Origin of the sequence: Synechococcus sp. CCY9201, assembly GCF_034931105.1 — a bacterium.
GTDB lineage: Bacteria > Cyanobacteriota > Cyanobacteriia > PCC-6307 > Cyanobiaceae > CBW1002.
Genome location: NZ_JAYGIC010000162.1, coordinates 1 through 15,993 on the forward strand (window position 1 = coordinate 1; position 15,993 = coordinate 15,993).

Genomic DNA, 15,993 nt, shown 5'->3' on the forward strand with positions numbered 1-15,993 from the left:
TCGGTCGCGGAACCCGCGGCTCAGCAGCCCTCCGGTGCAGACGTGGCCCTGCCACTCCGGCGCCTCAGCGAGGGCCCCCGGGCTGAGCACCGGGCACTGGCCAGGGAGCTGGTGCAGGGCGGTCTGCAGCATCGCGGCGGCCGCCTGACGGTCCGCCCGCAGGGCACACCGAGCGCGGCAGGCTGCAACCTGATTCGTATCGACAACGCCCTGCAATGCCCTGCCCTGCCGCTGGGGGCACCAGCCCTGAACCTGCCGGCAGCAGCGGGCTTCCGGAGCCGCCTGCTCGAACCTCGCAGCCCCTCCCCCTGGAGCCAGGATCCCCGCCATCCGCTCAACCTGGAGAGCCTGGGCAGTGGAGCGGTGCTGCTGCAGCTGTTCCTGCGCGGCAATCCCTTCACCGGCGGCGCCGGCGGTCAGGAGCCGTGGGAGCAGGCAATCCAGCAACTTCAGGAGATCGGCCGGCTGGCTGCCCTGGTGGTCTACGGCAGCCCCTATCGCTGGGACAGCCTGGTGGCGGAGCTCGACCCGCAGATTCCCGCCGCCTACTGCCCCGCCCAGACACCGTTGGCCCAGCGCCACGCCCTGGAGGCCATCGGCCTTGGAGAAGGAAGCCAGGCTGGGTCCTTCACCGACTGAGCGCCTTGGCGCCCCTCCGCCTCGCTCCAGACCAACCGTGACCAAGTCCCTACCCACCGCCATGGGCACCGAGCCTCAGCTCAGCCTCTCGATGATCGTGCGGGATGAGGCCGCGTGCCTAGAGCGCTGCCTGGCCTCGGTACGGGACTTCGTCGACGAGATGGTGGTGGTGGACACCGGCTCAACCGATGACACGGTGGCGATCGCCGAGCGGTGTGGCGCCGTGGTGCACCCGATCACCTGGCCCGGCGATTTCGCACCGGCACGCAACCGCGCCCTGGAGTGGGTCCGGGGCGCGTGGGTGTTGGTTCTCGATGCGGACGAGGTGCTGCTCCCCGAGGCCATTCCCGCTCTGCGGCAACTGATGGAGCAGCCCGACCTGCTGCTGATCAACCTGCTGCGACGGGAGCAGGGGGCCAGTCAGTCGCCCTATTCCAGTGTCAGCCGACTGTTCCGCCGCCATCCGGCGATCCACTGGAGCCAGGCCTACCACTCCCTGGTGGACGACAGCGTGATGGCGCTGATGGCGCAGGAGCCCCACTGGCGCATTGCCGACTGTCCGGAACCGGCCCTGCTGCACGACGGCTACCGACCGGAACTGCTGGCCGATGGACGCAAGGCCCAGCGCCTGCGCCAGGCGATGGAGCAGGAACTGCGCCGCAAGCCCGGCGACCCCTACGCCTGCGCCAAGCTGGGCGCCCTCGAGGTGAGTGACGGCAACACGGCACGGGGGCTGTCCCTGCTGAAGCAGGGATTGGCCCAGTGCCCCGCTGAAGCGGTGGCGGAGCGCTACGAGCTGCTGCTGCATCTCGCCATCGCCACGGCGCCATCCCAGCCGCAGCGGGCCACCACGCTGTATCGCGAAGCCCTCACCCAGCCCCTGCCGGCGCGGGTCCGACTGGCGGCCTTTCACAATCTGGCGGCGCTGCTGCTGCAACAAGCCGAGAACGCTGGACCCTCCGCCACGCCATCCCACCTGAGCGAAGCCCTCGAACTGGCCCGTGCCGCCACCGGCGCCGCTCCCGAACTGGCGCCGGGCTGGATCCAGCTCGGTCTGATCGAACGGCGCTGCGGTCACCTGGAGGCCGCCGCCGCGGCCTATCGCCGAGCGATCACCTGCGATAGCAGCCAGGCAGGGGCCCACCAGAACCTGGGCGTGGTTTCCCTGCTGATGGGCGACATCCCCGCAGCCCGCGAGGGCTTCCGTGAGGCGATCGCCCTGCTTACCAGCCAGGGCAAGACCTCGGCAGCGGAGGCCCTGCGCCAGCAGGCGTCCTCGCTGGTGAAGCTGGAGCCTGCCAGCCCGTTGACGGGCCGCACCGTGGCGGTGACCCGGGCGGAGCAACAGCTGGGGGAAGCTCGCGCTCTGTTTGAGGCGATGGGAGCGCGCGTCGTGGATCTGCCGGCCCTCGTGATCGGTCCCCCCGATGAATGGGGTCCGCTCGACGACGCCCTGGCGGAACTGGAGCACTTTCACTGGCTGATCCTGTCCAGCGCCAACGGGGTGGAGGCGGTGCAACAGCGGCTGCGCCGCCGCGGCGGCGACCTGGCGCACCTCCCCGGCAGCCTCAACATCGCCGCGGTGGGCCGCAAGACGGCCCGGCAGCTGGAGGATCTCGGCGCCCCTGCAGACTTCGTACCTCCTGCCTATGTCGCCGACAGCCTGATCGAGCACTTCCCTGTCTCAGCCTGGGGCCTGCGGTTGCTGCTGCCACGGGTGCAGAGCGGCGGCCGCACCGTGCTGGCGGAGGCCTTCGGCGAAGCCGGTGCCCGGGTGGTGGAAGTGGCCGCCTACGAAACGCGCTGCCCTGAGGCCCTGCCCTCGCAGACCCTGCTGGCTCTGGAGCGAGGCGACCTGGATGCGATCACCTTCAGCAGCGGCAAGACGGTGAGCCACACCTGCCAGCTGCTGCAGCGCCACTTCGGGAGCGACTGGCGCCAGCGGCTGGACAGCGTGGCCGTGATTTCGATCGGCCCCCAGACCACGGCCCGCTGCCGCCAGGAGCTGGGCCGGGTGGACGCCGAAGCGGACCCCCATGACCTCAACGGACTGGTGGCAGCCTGCTGCAGGGCCCTCAGCGAACAAGACTGAGGCAACCCCTCAAAGCTCAGCCGTGATCGTGCGGTCGGCCTGGCGCAGCACCAGACGCCCCTGCTGCACGTCCACCGCCTGCACAGACCAACCAGGCGGCAGAAGATCGGTGGAGCGGCCACCCTGATCCCCGGGAGCAAGACTGCCGCTCACAGATTCGAACTGGACAAGAGCCTTCGGCCGACCACTGGATGCCACCACACCATTGAAGCGGAAGGCTTCGGGCAACAGCAGTGGAGGTCGCACCTCCGTTCCAGGAGCTCCTGGAAGGCCAGAGATGAGCTGGCCGTTGGCACTGAGCAACGGCGAACTGAAGGGATCCAGGCGGCCGACCACCATGGAAGCCACCACGGCCTGGGGCTTGAGCAGGGGAGTCAGGCCGGCAGAGTCGAGCGGAGGTTCGGACAGAGGGTTCTCCCGGGCTGGCGGCTGGCGATCGGGAGCAGGCGCCTCAGATGCAGGGCCGCCGCCAAAGCCGGGGATCGAGAAGGGAAGCTCAATCCCCTGACAGCCCGTCAGCAGCAAGGTCAGCGCCAGGGCCGCTGGAGATTTCGACCAGGTCGCGAAAACGGTCAAGGTTGGCCTGCAGTTCCTTGGTGACGATGCCCCCCAGGATGGTGGGTTCCATCAGGGGTGCAAGCACCCCCGGCAGCTCATAGCTGACGCTGAGCCGGACCGTGGTGCATCCGGGACCCTGGGGATAGAAGCGCACCGCCCCCCGGGTCGGCAATCCCCCCACCGATTCCCAGTGCAGCTGCTGGGCCTCGACCCGCTGGGTGATGCGAGCCTTCCAATGAAAACGAAATCCCTGGGCCGCCAGGGTCCAGTCGGTGAGATCGGGGTCATCAAGGGTCTTGACCGACTCGATCCAGCGCATCCAGCGCGGCATCGCCTCGAGATCGCTCCACACCACCCAGACCCGATCCGCGGGGGCCTGGATCTCGGTGGTGACGCTGTGCTCAAGCCAACGGCCCATGGGGAAAGGTGCAAGGGGTCAGGCCACGGCCGCATTGCTGGCGAGCTGAACCGGGCGGTCCAGAATCGCGGCCGCAGCCAGACGCCCGCTCATGGTGGCGCCTTCCATCGAATCGATGTAGTCCTGGCGGGTGTAGCTGCCCGCCAGAAAGAAGTTGGACACCGGGGTGCGCTGATCCGGGCGAAACGGCTCCATCCCTGGCGCCTCGCGGTAGAGCGACTGGGCCAGCTTGACCACGTTGCTCCACACCAGCGTCAGGTTGCGGGCCGAGGGGAAGAGGCTGCGGACCTGGGCATCGGTGGCGGCCACGATCTCCTCGGTCTTTTTGGGAATCCAGGGATCGCCCGGGGTGAGCACGCATTGCAGCAGCGAGCCAAGGCCAGGCCTGCGGTAGTCCACCGGGCTGGCCAGGGCCAGATCCGCGAAGCAACTGAAATCGGCGTCTGCCGTGTAGAGGAGATTGTCGAGACCGGCCGGATGGGCGAGGTCGGCCCGGCGACCGGTCGCCTCGGCGGAATCGCCCAATTCGGTGACCCAGCCGTCGTAGCGGAGCTGCACGGTGGCCACCGGCACGGCCTCCAACCGGTAGATCGCATCAAAAGCCTCGTGGCAGCGCCAGGCCTGCGGCAGCAGGCGCTGGATGCCGGGCACATCACAGGCGGCGAGATAAGCATCGGCCTGCACGTTCAGATCCCCCGCCGGTGTTCCCATCGTGAGCCCCGTGACCCGGGTGAGCGGAGCAAGGGCCGAATCACCGGGCTCTGCGGGTGCCTCCTCAAAGTGCACCTCCTTGACGCGGTGGCGTAGGTGCAGGCGGCCGCCACGGGCTTCGATATAGGCCAGGATCGGGCCGGTGAGCCAGCGATGGGGCGACCCCTTGAGCAGGTTGAGCTTGGAGGCCTCGGTCTTGGCCGCGAACATCATGAAGATGGTGAGCATGCAGCGAGCCGAGATCGTGGCGCAATCGATGAAACCCAGCGCGTAGGCCACCGGATTCCACATGCGCTCGATGCTGCGCAGGCTGCCTCCATGGCCGAGGAACCACTCCTGGAAGCTGATCCGATCGAGATCGCGGATCACCTGCATCGCCCCCTCGTAATCCACCAGTCCGCGCACGATCGGGCTGGTGCCCAGGGCCAGGGCATTGCGCAGCTTGTCGATCCAGTCGAGCTGGGGGGTGGTGAAGAAGGCCTTGAGACCGTTGAAGGGGGCGCCGATCGGGAAACGGAAATCGAGTTCGCGCAGATCCCCACCCGCATTCACGAACAGGTGGGTGTGGTCCTTGGGCAGGAGGTTCTCGAACGCCCCCACCTTGCGCATCAGGGCGAAGAGGTTGGCGTAGTTGAAGAAGAACACATGCAACCCCATCTCGATGTGGTTGCCCTCGGGATCTTCCCAGCTGCCCACCTTGCCACCCATGAAGGGCCGGGCCTCGTAAAGATCCACCTGGTGACCGGCATCGACCAGATCCACTGCTGCGGAGAGTCCCGCCAGCCCCGCTCCCACGATGGCGACCCTCACCCTCTGAATTCCCAAACTGGGCCGACTCTATGGAGACGGCTGCGCCAGCGAGCGGATATCCGGTCGAGGCAGCCGCCAGCCTGTGGCGTCTGTCGGCGAGACGACAGCCCCAGCAGCACGGAAAGTCAGAGGGATGGCTGCAACAGCGCCGGATGGGCCTCGTGACCGGATGGCCCTCGTGACCACAAGGAAGCGAAAGCCGCGGACACCCACGAAAGCAACAATGGCAGCCAGGGCTCCATAGAGTTGTGGCATGACCCATCCGCGGCCTCAGCGATGAGCCCCGAGACCGTGCGCTCCGCAACCGCAACTACGACATCCGCAACCCTCGAAACCTTGAACACCGAAACGATCGCGGCCCCCACCGCGAGCCAACCCGCCTCCGCCCCCCCCCAGGCTTCCGCCGGCAAGGACGGCCGGGGCATCCTGATCACCGAGCCGGCCATGAAGCAGCTGGCCGCCCTGACGAGCCAGCAGGGGGATAGCAAAGTGCTGCGGGTGGGCGTGCGCTCCGGCGGTTGCAGCGGCATGAGCTACACGATGGATTTCATCGATGCCGACCAGATCCGCTCCGATGACGAGCAGTACACCTACGAACCCGACGGATCGGCGGCCTTCCAGGTGGTCTGCGACCCCAAGAGCCTGCTGTACATCTACGGCATGCAGCTCGACTTCTCCAGCGCCCTGATCGGTGGCGGCTTCAACTTCACCAACCCCAACGCCACCCAGACCTGCGGCTGCGGCAGTTCCTTTGCCGTCTGAGCCCTGGGCTGCGACGGCCGACATGGGAATCTGAGATCCCGAGGCTTCGCTCCCGCCGATGACGGCCACCTTTGAATCCCGCTTCGATGCGGCCATCGCCCGCTATCAGCAGGGTGGGCCGTCCGCCGAGTTGATCGGGGAATTCCAGGCGATCACCCAGCAGGCCCCCCGCCAGTCGGCGGGCTGGACCTGCCTGGCCTGGCTGCAGTTGCTGGAAGGCCAGGCCGACGACGCCCTGCGCTCGGCCCGCACGGCCGTGAAGCTCAATCCCCAGGATCCCCAGGCCCGCATCAACCTCTGCCTGGCCCTGCTCGAGACCGATTCCAAGGGGGTGCGCGAACAGATCGAGATGGTGCAGCGGGTGATGCAGATGGCACCGGAACTGGCTGCTGAACTGAACGACTCGATGGCCGATGGCCTGCAGCGCAAGCCAGGTTGGCCGGCCATGCAGAAGGTGCAGCGGTGGCTGCAGGGTTGACACGCCTGCTGCTGCTGAGCAACGGCCACGGGGAAGACCTCAGTGGCGCCCTGCTCGGCCGGGCCCTGATCCAGCAGCCGGGGATCCAGGTGAGCGCCCTGCCCCTGGTGGGCCATGGCGAGCCCTACCGCCAGGCCGGCATCGCCGTGCTGGGCCGCACCCGCTCCTTCAGCACCGGTGGGCTCGGCTACACCAGTCTGCGCGGGCGCCTCACCGAACTGGCCCAGGGTCAGGTGGTGTACCTGTTCGGGCAGCTGCTGCGTCTGTGGCGGCGGCGCAAGCAGACCGATCTGGTGGTGATCGTGGGCGACGTGGTGCCGTTGCTGGCCTGGTGGCTGACCGGCTGCCGAGGCGTCGTGTATCTGGTGGCGTATTCCAGCCACTACGAAGGCCGCCTGCGGCTGCCCTGGCCCTGCGGCTGGATCCTGCGGCGGCGCCGCCTGCTGCAGGTGTGGAGCCGCGACGCCCTCACCGCCACTGACCTGAGCCAGCAGCTGGGGCGGCCGGTGCTGTTCCTGGGCAACCCCTTCTTTGATCTGGTGGCAGATGGCTCCGGGACCGGAGCGCCGGCAGGGCCTGGAGATGCCGAAGCGATCGACAGCGCCACGCCCACGGACGAAGCCAGGAACGCCAGTGCTGCACCACAGAGCCTGGTCCTGCTGCCCGGCAGTCGCCTGCCGGAAGCCGAGCAGAACCTGGAGCTGATGCTGCACCTGCTCATCCTGCTGCCGCAGGAGCTGAGGCAGCCGTCACGGCTGTGTCTGCGGGCGGCTCTGGTGCGGCACCTCGACAGCGAGCGCCTGGCAGCCCTGGCCCAGCGACTGGGCTGGCAACTGCAGGGCTCCGCCGATCAACCCCAGGGCCTCTGGATGCAGCGTGAGGAGCTGCGGCTGGAGCTGGGCTGGGATCGATTCGCCTCCCTTTTGCGGCAGAGCGATCTGGTGCTGGCCATGGCCGGGACCGCCACCGAGCAGGCCGTTGGGCTGGGAAAACCGGTGTTGCAGCTGGCCGGCCAGGGCCCCCAGTTCACAGAGGGCTTCGCCGAGGCGCAGCGCCGCCTGCTCGGCCCCGGGGTGGTGTGTGCTCCTGGTGAGGCCGGCATGCTCGACACCCTGCGCGCCAGTGCGGCTCTGGCCGCGCGACTGCTGGAAGAGCTGGCTGATGCCGAACGCGGGGCTCAATGGCGCCGGCAGCTGCATCAGCTGGGTCTGGAGCGGATCGGCGAGGCCGCCGGCACCCAGCGCATGGCCGCAGCGATCATGACCCTGTTGCCCCAGGAGTCCTGTGCCGCCCATGGCTGACACCCCCACAATTCTTCAGCGGCTCAAGGGTGCCCTCGACACCGTGCTGGTGATCGATGTGTTCGTGGTGCTGACCGGTGCCGGCTGGTTCGCCCTGGCGGTGGTCTTGCACAGCCAGGAGATCGAGGCACCGCTGCGAGTGTTTCAAGGGCTCTGGGAGCCCCTGTTCACGCCGGCGATCGGTCTGTTGATGGCCGCTGCCCTGATCAGTGGGGCGCTGGGCTGGTGGCAGCGACGAGGGCAGCGTTGAGCTCCGGGTAGTGGAAGCTGAATCCCTGCGGCTGCAGACGCTCCGACACCACCCGCTGGCCCTCGAGAACAACCTGGGCGCCATCGCCGAGCAACAGCTGCAGGATCGGACCGGGGACAGGCAGGAGACTGGGGCGGCCCAGAGCCTTGCCCAGGGCCGCCGCGAACGACGCCATGGTGGTGGGCTCCGGTGCAACCGCGTTGTAGACCCCGCTGAAGCCACCATCCTCGAGGGCCGCGCCGATCAGGCGGCAGAGGTCATGCCGGTGAATCCAGCTCATCCACTGCCGACCTGAGCCGATCGGACCGCCGAAACCGGCCCTGAACACCGGCAGCATCTTGGCCAGGGCACCACCATCGGGCCCCAGCACAATGCCGATGCGCAGCTTCACCACCCGGCAGCCCACTGGCGCCCGATCGGCCGCCGCCTCCCACTGCCGGCAGACATCGGCGAGGAAATCAGCCCCCGTGGGGCTCGACTCTGAAAACCGCTTCTCCAGGCTGGTGCCGTAGTAGCCCACCGCCGAGGCGTTGACCAGCACGGCCGGGGGCAGCCTCAGGCCAGCCATCGCCTGCACCAGAGCGTTGGTGGTGCTCAGGCGGCTGTCGAGCAGCAGCTGGCGCTGGGATGCACTCCAGCGCTTCTCGGCGATCGGCTCCCCGGCAAGATTCACCACCCCCTCGGCCTCAGCCAGGGCCTGCAGCAGCTCGGATCGCTGCCAGCTGGTGGCGTCCGTTGGGTCGAGCTGCATGGCCGCAAAGCGCTCCCCGAGCAGATGGGGGAACGGCTGGGCCTGGCGGCTCACCAGCACGATCGAATGCCCCAGTTCCAGCAGGAACGGAACCAACTCGCGCCCGACGAAACCCGAACAACCCAGCAACAGCAAACGCACGCCCGTCGATCAATGCGATGGAATGCCGCGAGGCTAGGTCTGCGGCGGCTCCGCGGCGGTGGCCAGTCCCAGCCGTTGCGCCAGTGGCACCAGCAGAAAGCCCTGTCCCAGCAAGCCCAGCAGCACCACCCCCAGGGCCAGGGGAGGCATCGCATCCCCCCAGGGGACGGAGCTGGCCGCGGCCTGGATCGCCAGGGCGATCGGCACCGCGCCGCGCAGACCAGAGAAAGAAATGAACAGCCGGGAATTGCGGGGGAAGCCGGAACGCGCCAGCACCAGTTCCACCATCAGCCAGCGGGCCAGCAGCATCGAGCCGAACAGCACCAGCACATGCAGGGACGACTCCACCACCGCATCGGCGCTCACCACCAGTCCCATGCAGAGGAACAGCAGCAGCTCCGCCATCTTGGCGAAGCCGGCGTGGGCCTCCTCCAGCACCAACCGCTCGGAATCGGCGCTGTTCCCCAGCACCAGACCAGCGATGTAGGCCGCCAGCAGGCCACTGCCGCCCAACAGCTGGGTCCCGCCCACCAGCAACATCAGCACCGCCAGACTCACCACAGCCAACAGCGCCGGGCTGGTGAGCGAACGCCGCGCCGCCAGCAGCTGACGGGCCAGGCTGCCGCCCAGAAAGCCCAACAGGATTCCCAGCAGAAACTGACGCATCACCTCAGTGACCAGGGAGGAGGGCGTCGCCAGCCCCGATGCCCCGCCGGCTCCTGCCATCGCCATCGCCACACCGGCCAGCACCACCGCCACGGGGTCGTTGAAGGCGGACTCGCACTCGATCAGATCGATCAGGCGCTTCGGCAACCGCCCCGACAGAGGGCGCAACAGGGCCAGAACGGCGGAAGCGTCGGTGCTGCAGACCATCGCACCAACGAACAGAGCCAAAGGGAAACTCATCGGCGATTCGTCGCTCGCCAGGGAGCCCAGGGCCATCACCACCCCCGTGATCAACAGGGCCGTCACCAATGACCCCAGGCTTGCCAGCCGGGCGGCCGGCTGAAGCACGGCCCGGAGCTCGCGCCAGTTGGTCGTGAGCCCGCCGAAGAACAGCACCAGCACAAGCGCGACCTGGGCGATCTGATCAGCACTGGCGAGGGTGAGCAGCGGCTGGGCCTCAAGACCGGTGATGGCATCGAGATCGTTATCGGTGAGCAGGCCAAGCACCAGAACCAGCAGCACGCCAGGGACCCGCAGACGGGCCGCCATGTCGTCGAGCAGCACGGCAACCAGCATCAGGGCGCCAAACACGGCCAGCAGCAAGGCCAGGGTGGGGGACATGGGCGTGGTTGAGCTTCAGGGGTCCTAGCGTGAACTGAGTCCAGCAGCCACCGATGGCTGAATCGATGACCGACACCACCACCAGCCCACCTCCGTTGAAGAAGGGAAGCCTGGTGCGGGTCAACCGGGCCGCCTACTGCGGCAGCCTTGAGGCTGCGGCGAGCGATCCGGCACCGCCTGACTACCTCTTTGCGGGGCCCGGCGAGATCCTGCTCGTGAAGGGCGAGTACGCCCAGCTGCGCTGGAACCGCCCCGTTCCTGATGTGTGGCTGCGGCTGGATCAACTCGAGGCCTACGCCGCCTGAGCCAGCGACGGCTGCATCTTTCAGCGTTCCAGCTCTGAGTTCCAGCTCAGAGTTCCAGGCGGCGCCGCTCCTGCTTCAACAGGCTGCGACGCTGTTTGGCCTCCCGCAGCATCTCGCGGCCATCGTGCAGATAGCCGTCCACATATCCCATGGTGTAGCGCTCCAGCTCCTGCAGGGCGTCTTTCACCTGGCTGAGGCAGTGATAGAGGCTGAGACCAAAGCCCCTGGCCGAGGGCGGGCAGGGCACTGAGCCAAACAGCGCCTCAACCTTCTCGATCTTCGCCTGGCTCTGGGCCAGAAACCCACAGAACGCCTCCATCAGGCGATCGTCATAAGGATCAGCGGCCAGCTCCCGCAGCTGGGCAGGGAAGGGATTGATCACCTGCCCGAGTAACCGATCAATCGGTGCATAGACCTGCTGCAACCAGGCCAGCAACAGTCCATCGTCCTTGTCGCCGCGGCGCGGGGCTGCTGCCCGACGTGCGCCACGACCGGTTTCACTGGCAGCAGCGGCGGCCTCAGCTTGGGACGCCGCTGCAGAGGATGCCGCCGCACCGATGCCGCGTTGGTCGTCGTAGCGCCGCCGCCGTTCACCATCGCCCAACACCTCCCAGGCCGCATTGAGGGCCAGGATCGTGTCGTCGTCGCCGCCGGCGTCGGGATGATGTTGCTTGACCAGGGCGCGATAGGCCGCCTTGATCTCGGCGGAGGTCGCGCGATGGGTCAGCCCCAGCACGGCATAGAGATTCCGGGTTCCAGCGACAGACTGGGACAACGCTCGGCAACCGGCAGGCTTCCATCATCGCCATTGGGCCTGACCAGCCGCTGGCCGCCATGAAAAAAGGCCCCCACACGGGGGCCAGGCGCTCCGGGAGCGCAGGTGTGAGGAATCCGGGGGATTGGGCTCTGGGCTCAGAACTTGAACTGGGTCTGAACCAATCCACCGAAGACGTTGTTGGTCTCGCCTGAGGTGGTGAACTGGCCGTCGGGGCGGCTGAGATAGAAGATCGCCGGGGTGATGCTGATGTTGTCAGTCACCTGGAACTTGTACCACCACTCCCACACGTAGTTGCCGTCCTGGGGGGTGCTGCCGTCCCGCAGGCTGGTGGCGAACACCGGCTGGCCCACGGCCATACCCAGGGCATTGCCCTTGGCGAAGGCATTCGCCCATTCCAGCCCCACCGACCAGGACTGGCTGGCCTCAATGTTGTTGGCGGCATCGAAGCCGTCGGACGATCCGGCCTGGGTGAGGGAGTTGTAGCCCCAACCCGCGCTGATCGAGGGAACCCAACCGGAATCGATCGGCTGCCAGGCTGCCGTCACGGCGAAGTTGTTGGAATAGGCGGAATCATCCGAACCGTTGGGCGGGCATGGCTGGGTCTGATTCGCGAACTGGGTGCCGCGGCGGAAGTTCTGGCCGCACTGGCCATAACGCCAGGCAGCGGTAAGCGCCCACTGGGGAGCCGCCACACCAATCTGGGTGGTGAAGCTGCCCTTGCTGCCGTCGGTGAACAGGCCCCCCTTGTCAGGATTGCCTTCGTTACCGCTGGGAGCGATATAGCTGGTGGACGCGGCAAAGTAGGGATTGCCCTTCTTGACCTGCTGCTTCCACATCAGGCCAAAGGCAGCGCCAGTGGCCTTGTTGTAGGTGCCCGGAGCACCATGCAGAGAAAACACGTCCAGGATGTTGGTGCCGCGGCCGCCGTAGAACGACGGACGAATGGCCAGGAATTCCGTGTTGCGGGCCCGGCCACCGATCAGAGCCGTGAAGGAGCTGCCAATCGGAAAGCGATAGTACAGACGGTCAATTTCAACAGATCCAGGGCCAGCCGAGGGGCTGAAGGCCCGGTCCAGGGCCATCAGACTGAAGGGCTTGCCGCTGAAGGGGCTGTTATTGAAGTCTCCGCTGCGCAGACGGGTGTACAGCAGATCCTTGCCAGTGAAGCTGGTGGAGAAATTCAGACGCACGTCGTAGTTGAAGACGGTGGCGCCGAAGTTCTTGCTGTTTTCATCCGGGCTGCGAGGACCAGTATTCTCGCTGCCACCGAAGCTGTTGGCACCCAGCACGAAGACCACGTCACCGGCCAGCTTGGTGGTGGTGGAGAACTGGGTCGCCTCCAGCTCACCGACTTTGGCCTCAAGACCGTCGACGCGGCCACGGAGCACGGCGAGCTCCTTCTCGAACTCCTTCATCAGGCGCTTGAGCTCGTCGGTCACTTCGGTGATCCGGTCGAGGCAGGCGTTCAGCAGGGCCGCCGCTTCATAGCGGGTCATGGCCTGGCCGCCTTTGTAGGTGCCGTTCGGGTAGCCGGCGACACAGCCGTAGCGCTCGATCAGGTTGCTGAGTGCCTGATACGCCCAGTCGGTGGGGCGTACATCAGAGAACTGATTGATGCTGGTGACCTGATCCTGGCCATCCACCACGTCAGCTTCGGCGTAGCGATTCACGCCGGCCAGATTGAGATCGGCTGCCTGGGCAGCCAGGGGGGACAGCAGGCCCAAGGCCGCTGGCGCCAGAAAGAGTTTCTGGAATGGTTTCATCGAAATCCTCACACCAAATTGAGGGAGGCCAATCCAAGGGATCAGCCGCGACATCCTGCCTGACACAACTGCAGAGTGCCTGCAGTGTGAGCACAGACCGGGGTGCCCTGCGATACCAGACTCAGCGGCGCGCAAGATCAGATCAGCACAAAAAAACCGGCGAGACAAGCTCACCGGGACAGGGAAAACGAAGAAAGGAAGAATGCTCGGGGTGCGTGGTACTTAAAGCACAGGTTGCAAAGCAAGAAAATCCTGGCGCATTAATTGCAGCAAGGCATGGTGTGTGAGGAGCCTGCGCTAGCGCCGATGGAATCGACGGAGAAAGTCAGTCAAACTGAACAAGGAGGGAGAAAAGCGTTAACAATTCTCCCTGCCAAGCTCATGCCCTGATCAGAACTTGAAGGTGGTCTTGACCAGACCGCCGAACTGATTGAAGGTATCGCCATTGACTTTCTGGAGCTGACCCAGAGGAGCGCTGAGGTAGTAGATGGCCGGGGTGACGGAGATGTTATCGGTCACCTGGAACTTGTACCACCACTCCCAGACGTAGTTGCCGTCGTTGGGGGTGTCACCAAGGGCATCCTTGATGTCGCTGTCATTACCAAAGCTGGTGATGAAGGTACCCTGGCCAACGGCCATACCGGCGGCATTACCCTTGATGAACACGTCTTCCCACTGCAGGCCGACGTACCAGGACTGGCTCTGAAGACCATCGAAACCGAAGGCATCATCTTCAGAGTTGTAGCCCGTCAGCCCCCAGCCAGCGCTGATCGAGGGAACCCAGCCAGCCTGGGAAGGCTGCCAGTAGCCGCTGATGCCGATGGAGTTGCTGCTGTCAAAACCACCGAACTCGCTGACGCCCACGGCGAAGGGGGTACCGGAGGCGAACCCGATGCCGTTGGCATAGGTGTAGGCCACGGCCAAGCCCCAGTTCTCAGCGGCGTAACCAATCTGAGCGGTTCCGGTCTGGGCGGAACCATCGGTGCCAATACCACCGATGTTGGGATTGCCTTCGTTGCCGTTTGCGGCCACATAGTTGAGGCTGACGCTCCAGCCGTTCTTCTGCCACCAAATACCGGCACCGGAACCGAGGTTCAGGCTGTAGGCAGCGGGCGCACCGGCGTAGGTGAAGAAGTCGAGCACGGTGTCAGCGGGGTACACGCTGGGCCACATAGCCAGCATGTCGTCCTGACGGACGCGACCACCGATGGTGACGGTGAAGTCGCTGCCAACCGGGAACTGATAGAACAGGCGGTTGATCGCCACGATGTTATCCGAGGCCTCACTTTCCTGGAAGGCGATTTCCAGGGCGCTCAGGGGGTTGGGAGCGAACTCGTTGCCACCCAGGTAGGTGGTGTCGCGGAAGTTACCGGCGCGCAGACGGGTGCGCAGCAGATCCTTGCCGGTGAAGCTGGTATCGAAGTCCAGCTGAACGTCGTAGTTGAAGGTGGTGGCACCCAGTTCGGAGCGGTACTGGTTCCGCAGGAAGGTGGCGTCGCCGTTGAAGCTGTTGGCACCCAGAACGAAGGTGGCCTTACCTTTCAGCTTGGTGGTGGTGGAGAACTGGTTGGCTTCCAGTTCGCCCACTTTGGCCTCAAGACCGTCGACGCGGCCGCGGAGCACGGCGAGTTCCTTCTCGAACTCCTTCATCAGGCGCTTGAGCTCGTCGGTCACTTCCGTGATCCGGTCGAGGCAGGCGTTCAGCAGAGCCGCCGCTTCATAGCGGGTCATGGCCTGGCCGCCTTTGTAGGTGCCGTTCGGGTAGCCGGCGACGCAGCCGTAGCGCTCGATCAGGTTGCTGAGTGCCTGATACGCCCAGTCGGTGGGGCGAACGTCGGAGAACTGGCTGATGCTGGTGACTTGCTCCTGGGAGGCGTACTGATTGACGCCGTCCAGGTTGAGCTCGTTGGCGTTGGCGGCCATCGGGGCCAGCAAGCCAAGGGCCGCAGGAGCAACCAGCAGTTGCTTAAAGAGTTTCATGGGGTCCTCACACAAAGGGCGCAATGCGCCGACCCGAAGGATGGCGGCTGGATCGGCAGCCCACAAGCACCGCTGTGCCACTCCGGGCAATGACCAGCGGCCTGGTGCTCTGGACATAGGGTGAGCGCCTGCTGCCAGCCCCGGGGATGCACCGATCCAGAGACCCGGGTCCCTGGCTGCCTCTGGGTCTGGGTGCCGCGCTGCGGCTGGTGCAGCTCTGGATGCCGATCGTGGGTGTCCACAGCTGGCGTCAGGCGGACACGGCGGCCATGGCACGCCACTTCGCCGGGAACGGCCTCGTGTTCTGGCTTCCTCAGATCGACTGGGCCGGGGCCTCTCCCGGATATGTGGAAAGCGAGTTCCCCCTGTCTCCTTATCTGACTGCCCTGCTCTACCGCCTGTTCGGCGTGCACGAGTGGCTGGCCCGCGCTCTGGCGGTGGTGTGCAGCCTGCTCACCCTCTGGCTGGTGATCCGGATCGGCACGCGGCTGCTCGGTGCCGGCGCCGGCTGGTGGGGCGGATTCTTCTATGCAGTGCTGCCGAGCAGCGTGTACTTCGGCCGCAGCGTGCAGGCCGAGGCGCTGCTGCTGCTGCTGGCGGCCCTGAGCTTCGAGCGCCTGCTGGCCTGGCAGGAGGGTCGGCGCTGGACGGATCTGCTGCTGTGCTGGCTCGGCTTCACGGGGGCCTGCCTGCTCAAGGTGTTCCCGCTGGTGTGGCTCGGGCTGCCGCTGCTGTGGCAGTGGTGGCGCGGCTGCGCCGAGCGCCCCAACCGCCCCCGGCCCTGGCTGGCGGCAGGCCTGTTCGCCCTCTCGGCCGTGGCCGTGTCGGCGCTCTGGTACTGGCATGCCCACCAGCTGGGCCAGGCCAGCGGCCTCAGCTTCGGCTTCTGGGGGGGGGATGCGGACCGCGTGAGCCCGCTTGCGCTGCTGGGCTGGCGCTACTGGAGTGAGCTGCTGCTGCGGATCAGCC

General features: G+C 66.5%; 15 protein-coding genes and 2 pseudogenes. 9 read left to right on the top strand and 8 right to left on the bottom strand.

The genetic code is table 11. The features are described 5' to 3' along the window. The 3 genes and pseudogenes from VB716_RS15900 to VB716_RS15910 all read left to right on the top strand — a co-directional run. Positions 1-639 (top strand): annotated as a pseudogene (locus VB716_RS15900) (glycosyl hydrolase family 3); the annotation flags it as partial. Between the two features lie 91 nt (positions 640-730). Then, positions 731-1,153: pseudogene (locus VB716_RS15905) on the top strand (glycosyltransferase family 2 protein); the annotation flags it as partial. 774 nt (positions 1,154-1,927) lie between these two features. Beyond that, the gene (locus VB716_RS15910) at positions 1,928-2,731 is read left to right on the top strand and encodes a uroporphyrinogen-III synthase (RefSeq protein WP_231605593.1); all 804 of its coding nucleotides are present in this window, start codon (positions 1,928-1,930) and stop codon (positions 2,729-2,731) included. A 9-nt stretch (positions 2,732-2,740) separates the two neighbouring features. On the opposite strand, the gene VB716_RS15915 is transcribed toward VB716_RS15910, so the two are convergent. From VB716_RS15915 to zds, 3 genes are read right to left on the bottom strand one after another with little or no spacing between them, the layout of a single operon-like run. Continuing rightward, positions 2,741-3,307: a hypothetical protein gene (locus tag VB716_RS15915; protein WP_197158616.1), complete on the bottom strand. Its 567-nt coding sequence runs from the start codon at positions 3,305-3,307 to the stop codon at positions 2,741-2,743. Continuing rightward, the gene (locus VB716_RS15920) at positions 3,228-3,707 is read right to left on the bottom strand and encodes an SRPBCC family protein (RefSeq protein WP_197158615.1); all 480 of its coding nucleotides are present in this window, start codon (positions 3,705-3,707) and stop codon (positions 3,228-3,230) included. Before VB716_RS15920 ends, VB716_RS15915 begins: the two co-directional genes overlap by 80 nt. 18 nt (positions 3,708-3,725) lie before the next feature. Continuing rightward, positions 3,726-5,228 carry a 9,9'-di-cis-zeta-carotene desaturase gene (zds, locus tag VB716_RS15925; protein ID WP_197158614.1) on the bottom strand — a complete coding sequence of 501 codons (1,503 nt, stop codon included), beginning with the start codon at positions 5,226-5,228 and terminating at the stop codon, positions 3,726-3,728. Between the two features lie 276 nt (positions 5,229-5,504). On the opposite strand from zds, the gene VB716_RS15930 reads away from it, so the two are divergent. From VB716_RS15930 to VB716_RS15945, 4 genes are read left to right on the top strand one after another with little or no spacing between them, the layout of a single operon-like run. Then, positions 5,505-5,990, top strand: a complete 486-nt coding sequence (locus VB716_RS15930) for a HesB/IscA family protein (RefSeq protein WP_197170790.1) — start codon at positions 5,505-5,507, stop codon at positions 5,988-5,990. A 58-nt stretch (positions 5,991-6,048) separates the two neighbouring features. After that, on the top strand, positions 6,049-6,468 hold the full coding sequence (locus tag VB716_RS15935; RefSeq protein ID WP_197158612.1) for a tetratricopeptide repeat protein: 420 nt from the start codon (positions 6,049-6,051) through the stop codon (positions 6,466-6,468). After that, on the top strand, positions 6,465-7,769 hold the full coding sequence (locus tag VB716_RS15940; protein WP_323250102.1) for a lipid-A-disaccharide synthase-related protein: 1,305 nt from the start codon (positions 6,465-6,467) through the stop codon (positions 7,767-7,769). Before VB716_RS15935 ends, VB716_RS15940 begins: the two co-directional genes overlap by 4 nt. Further along, positions 7,762-8,019 carry a hypothetical protein gene (locus VB716_RS15945; RefSeq protein ID WP_197170794.1) on the top strand — a complete coding sequence of 86 codons (258 nt, stop codon included), beginning with the start codon at positions 7,762-7,764 and terminating at the stop codon, positions 8,017-8,019. Before VB716_RS15940 ends, VB716_RS15945 begins: the two co-directional genes overlap by 8 nt. On the opposite strand, the gene VB716_RS15950 is transcribed toward VB716_RS15945, so the two are convergent. Both VB716_RS15950 and VB716_RS15955 read right to left on the bottom strand, forming a co-directional pair. Then, the gene (locus VB716_RS15950; RefSeq protein WP_323270996.1) at positions 7,976-8,911 is read right to left on the bottom strand and encodes a TIGR01777 family oxidoreductase; all 936 of its coding nucleotides are present in this window, start codon (positions 8,909-8,911) and stop codon (positions 7,976-7,978) included. The genes VB716_RS15945 and VB716_RS15950 overlap by 44 nt on opposite strands. Before the next feature lie 33 nt (positions 8,912-8,944). Next, on the bottom strand, positions 8,945-10,198 hold the full coding sequence (locus VB716_RS15955; RefSeq protein ID WP_197158608.1) for a cation:proton antiporter: 1,254 nt from the start codon (positions 10,196-10,198) through the stop codon (positions 8,945-8,947). A 53-nt stretch (positions 10,199-10,251) separates the two neighbouring features. On the opposite strand from VB716_RS15955, the gene VB716_RS15960 reads away from it, so the two are divergent. After that, a complete protein-coding gene (locus VB716_RS15960) occupies positions 10,252-10,503 on the top strand; it encodes an NAD(P)H-quinone oxidoreductase subunit O (protein ID WP_323270997.1) in 252 nt (83 codons plus the stop codon). A 46-nt stretch (positions 10,504-10,549) separates the two neighbouring features. Here VB716_RS15960 and VB716_RS15965 read toward each other — a convergent pair whose 3' ends face one another. The 3 genes from VB716_RS15965 to VB716_RS15975 form a co-directional block, all read right to left on the bottom strand. Beyond that, positions 10,550-11,278 carry a J domain-containing protein gene (locus tag VB716_RS15965; protein ID WP_323270998.1) on the bottom strand — a complete coding sequence of 243 codons (729 nt, stop codon included), beginning with the start codon at positions 11,276-11,278 and terminating at the stop codon, positions 10,550-10,552. A 137-nt stretch (positions 11,279-11,415) separates the two neighbouring features. Then, positions 11,416-13,044, bottom strand: coding sequence for an iron uptake porin (locus tag VB716_RS15970; RefSeq protein ID WP_322758255.1), 1,629 nt, complete (start codon positions 13,042-13,044; stop codon positions 11,416-11,418). Positions 13,045-13,434: 390 nt separating this feature from the next. After that, positions 13,435-15,024 carry an iron uptake porin gene (locus VB716_RS15975; RefSeq protein WP_197158604.1) on the bottom strand — a complete coding sequence of 530 codons (1,590 nt, stop codon included), beginning with the start codon at positions 15,022-15,024 and terminating at the stop codon, positions 13,435-13,437. 146 nt (positions 15,025-15,170) lie between these two features. Here VB716_RS15975 and VB716_RS15980 point away from each other — a divergent pair. Further along, a partial coding sequence (locus tag VB716_RS15980; protein ID WP_323271000.1) for an ArnT family glycosyltransferase occupies positions 15,171-15,993 on the top strand: 823 nt, incomplete at its 3' end.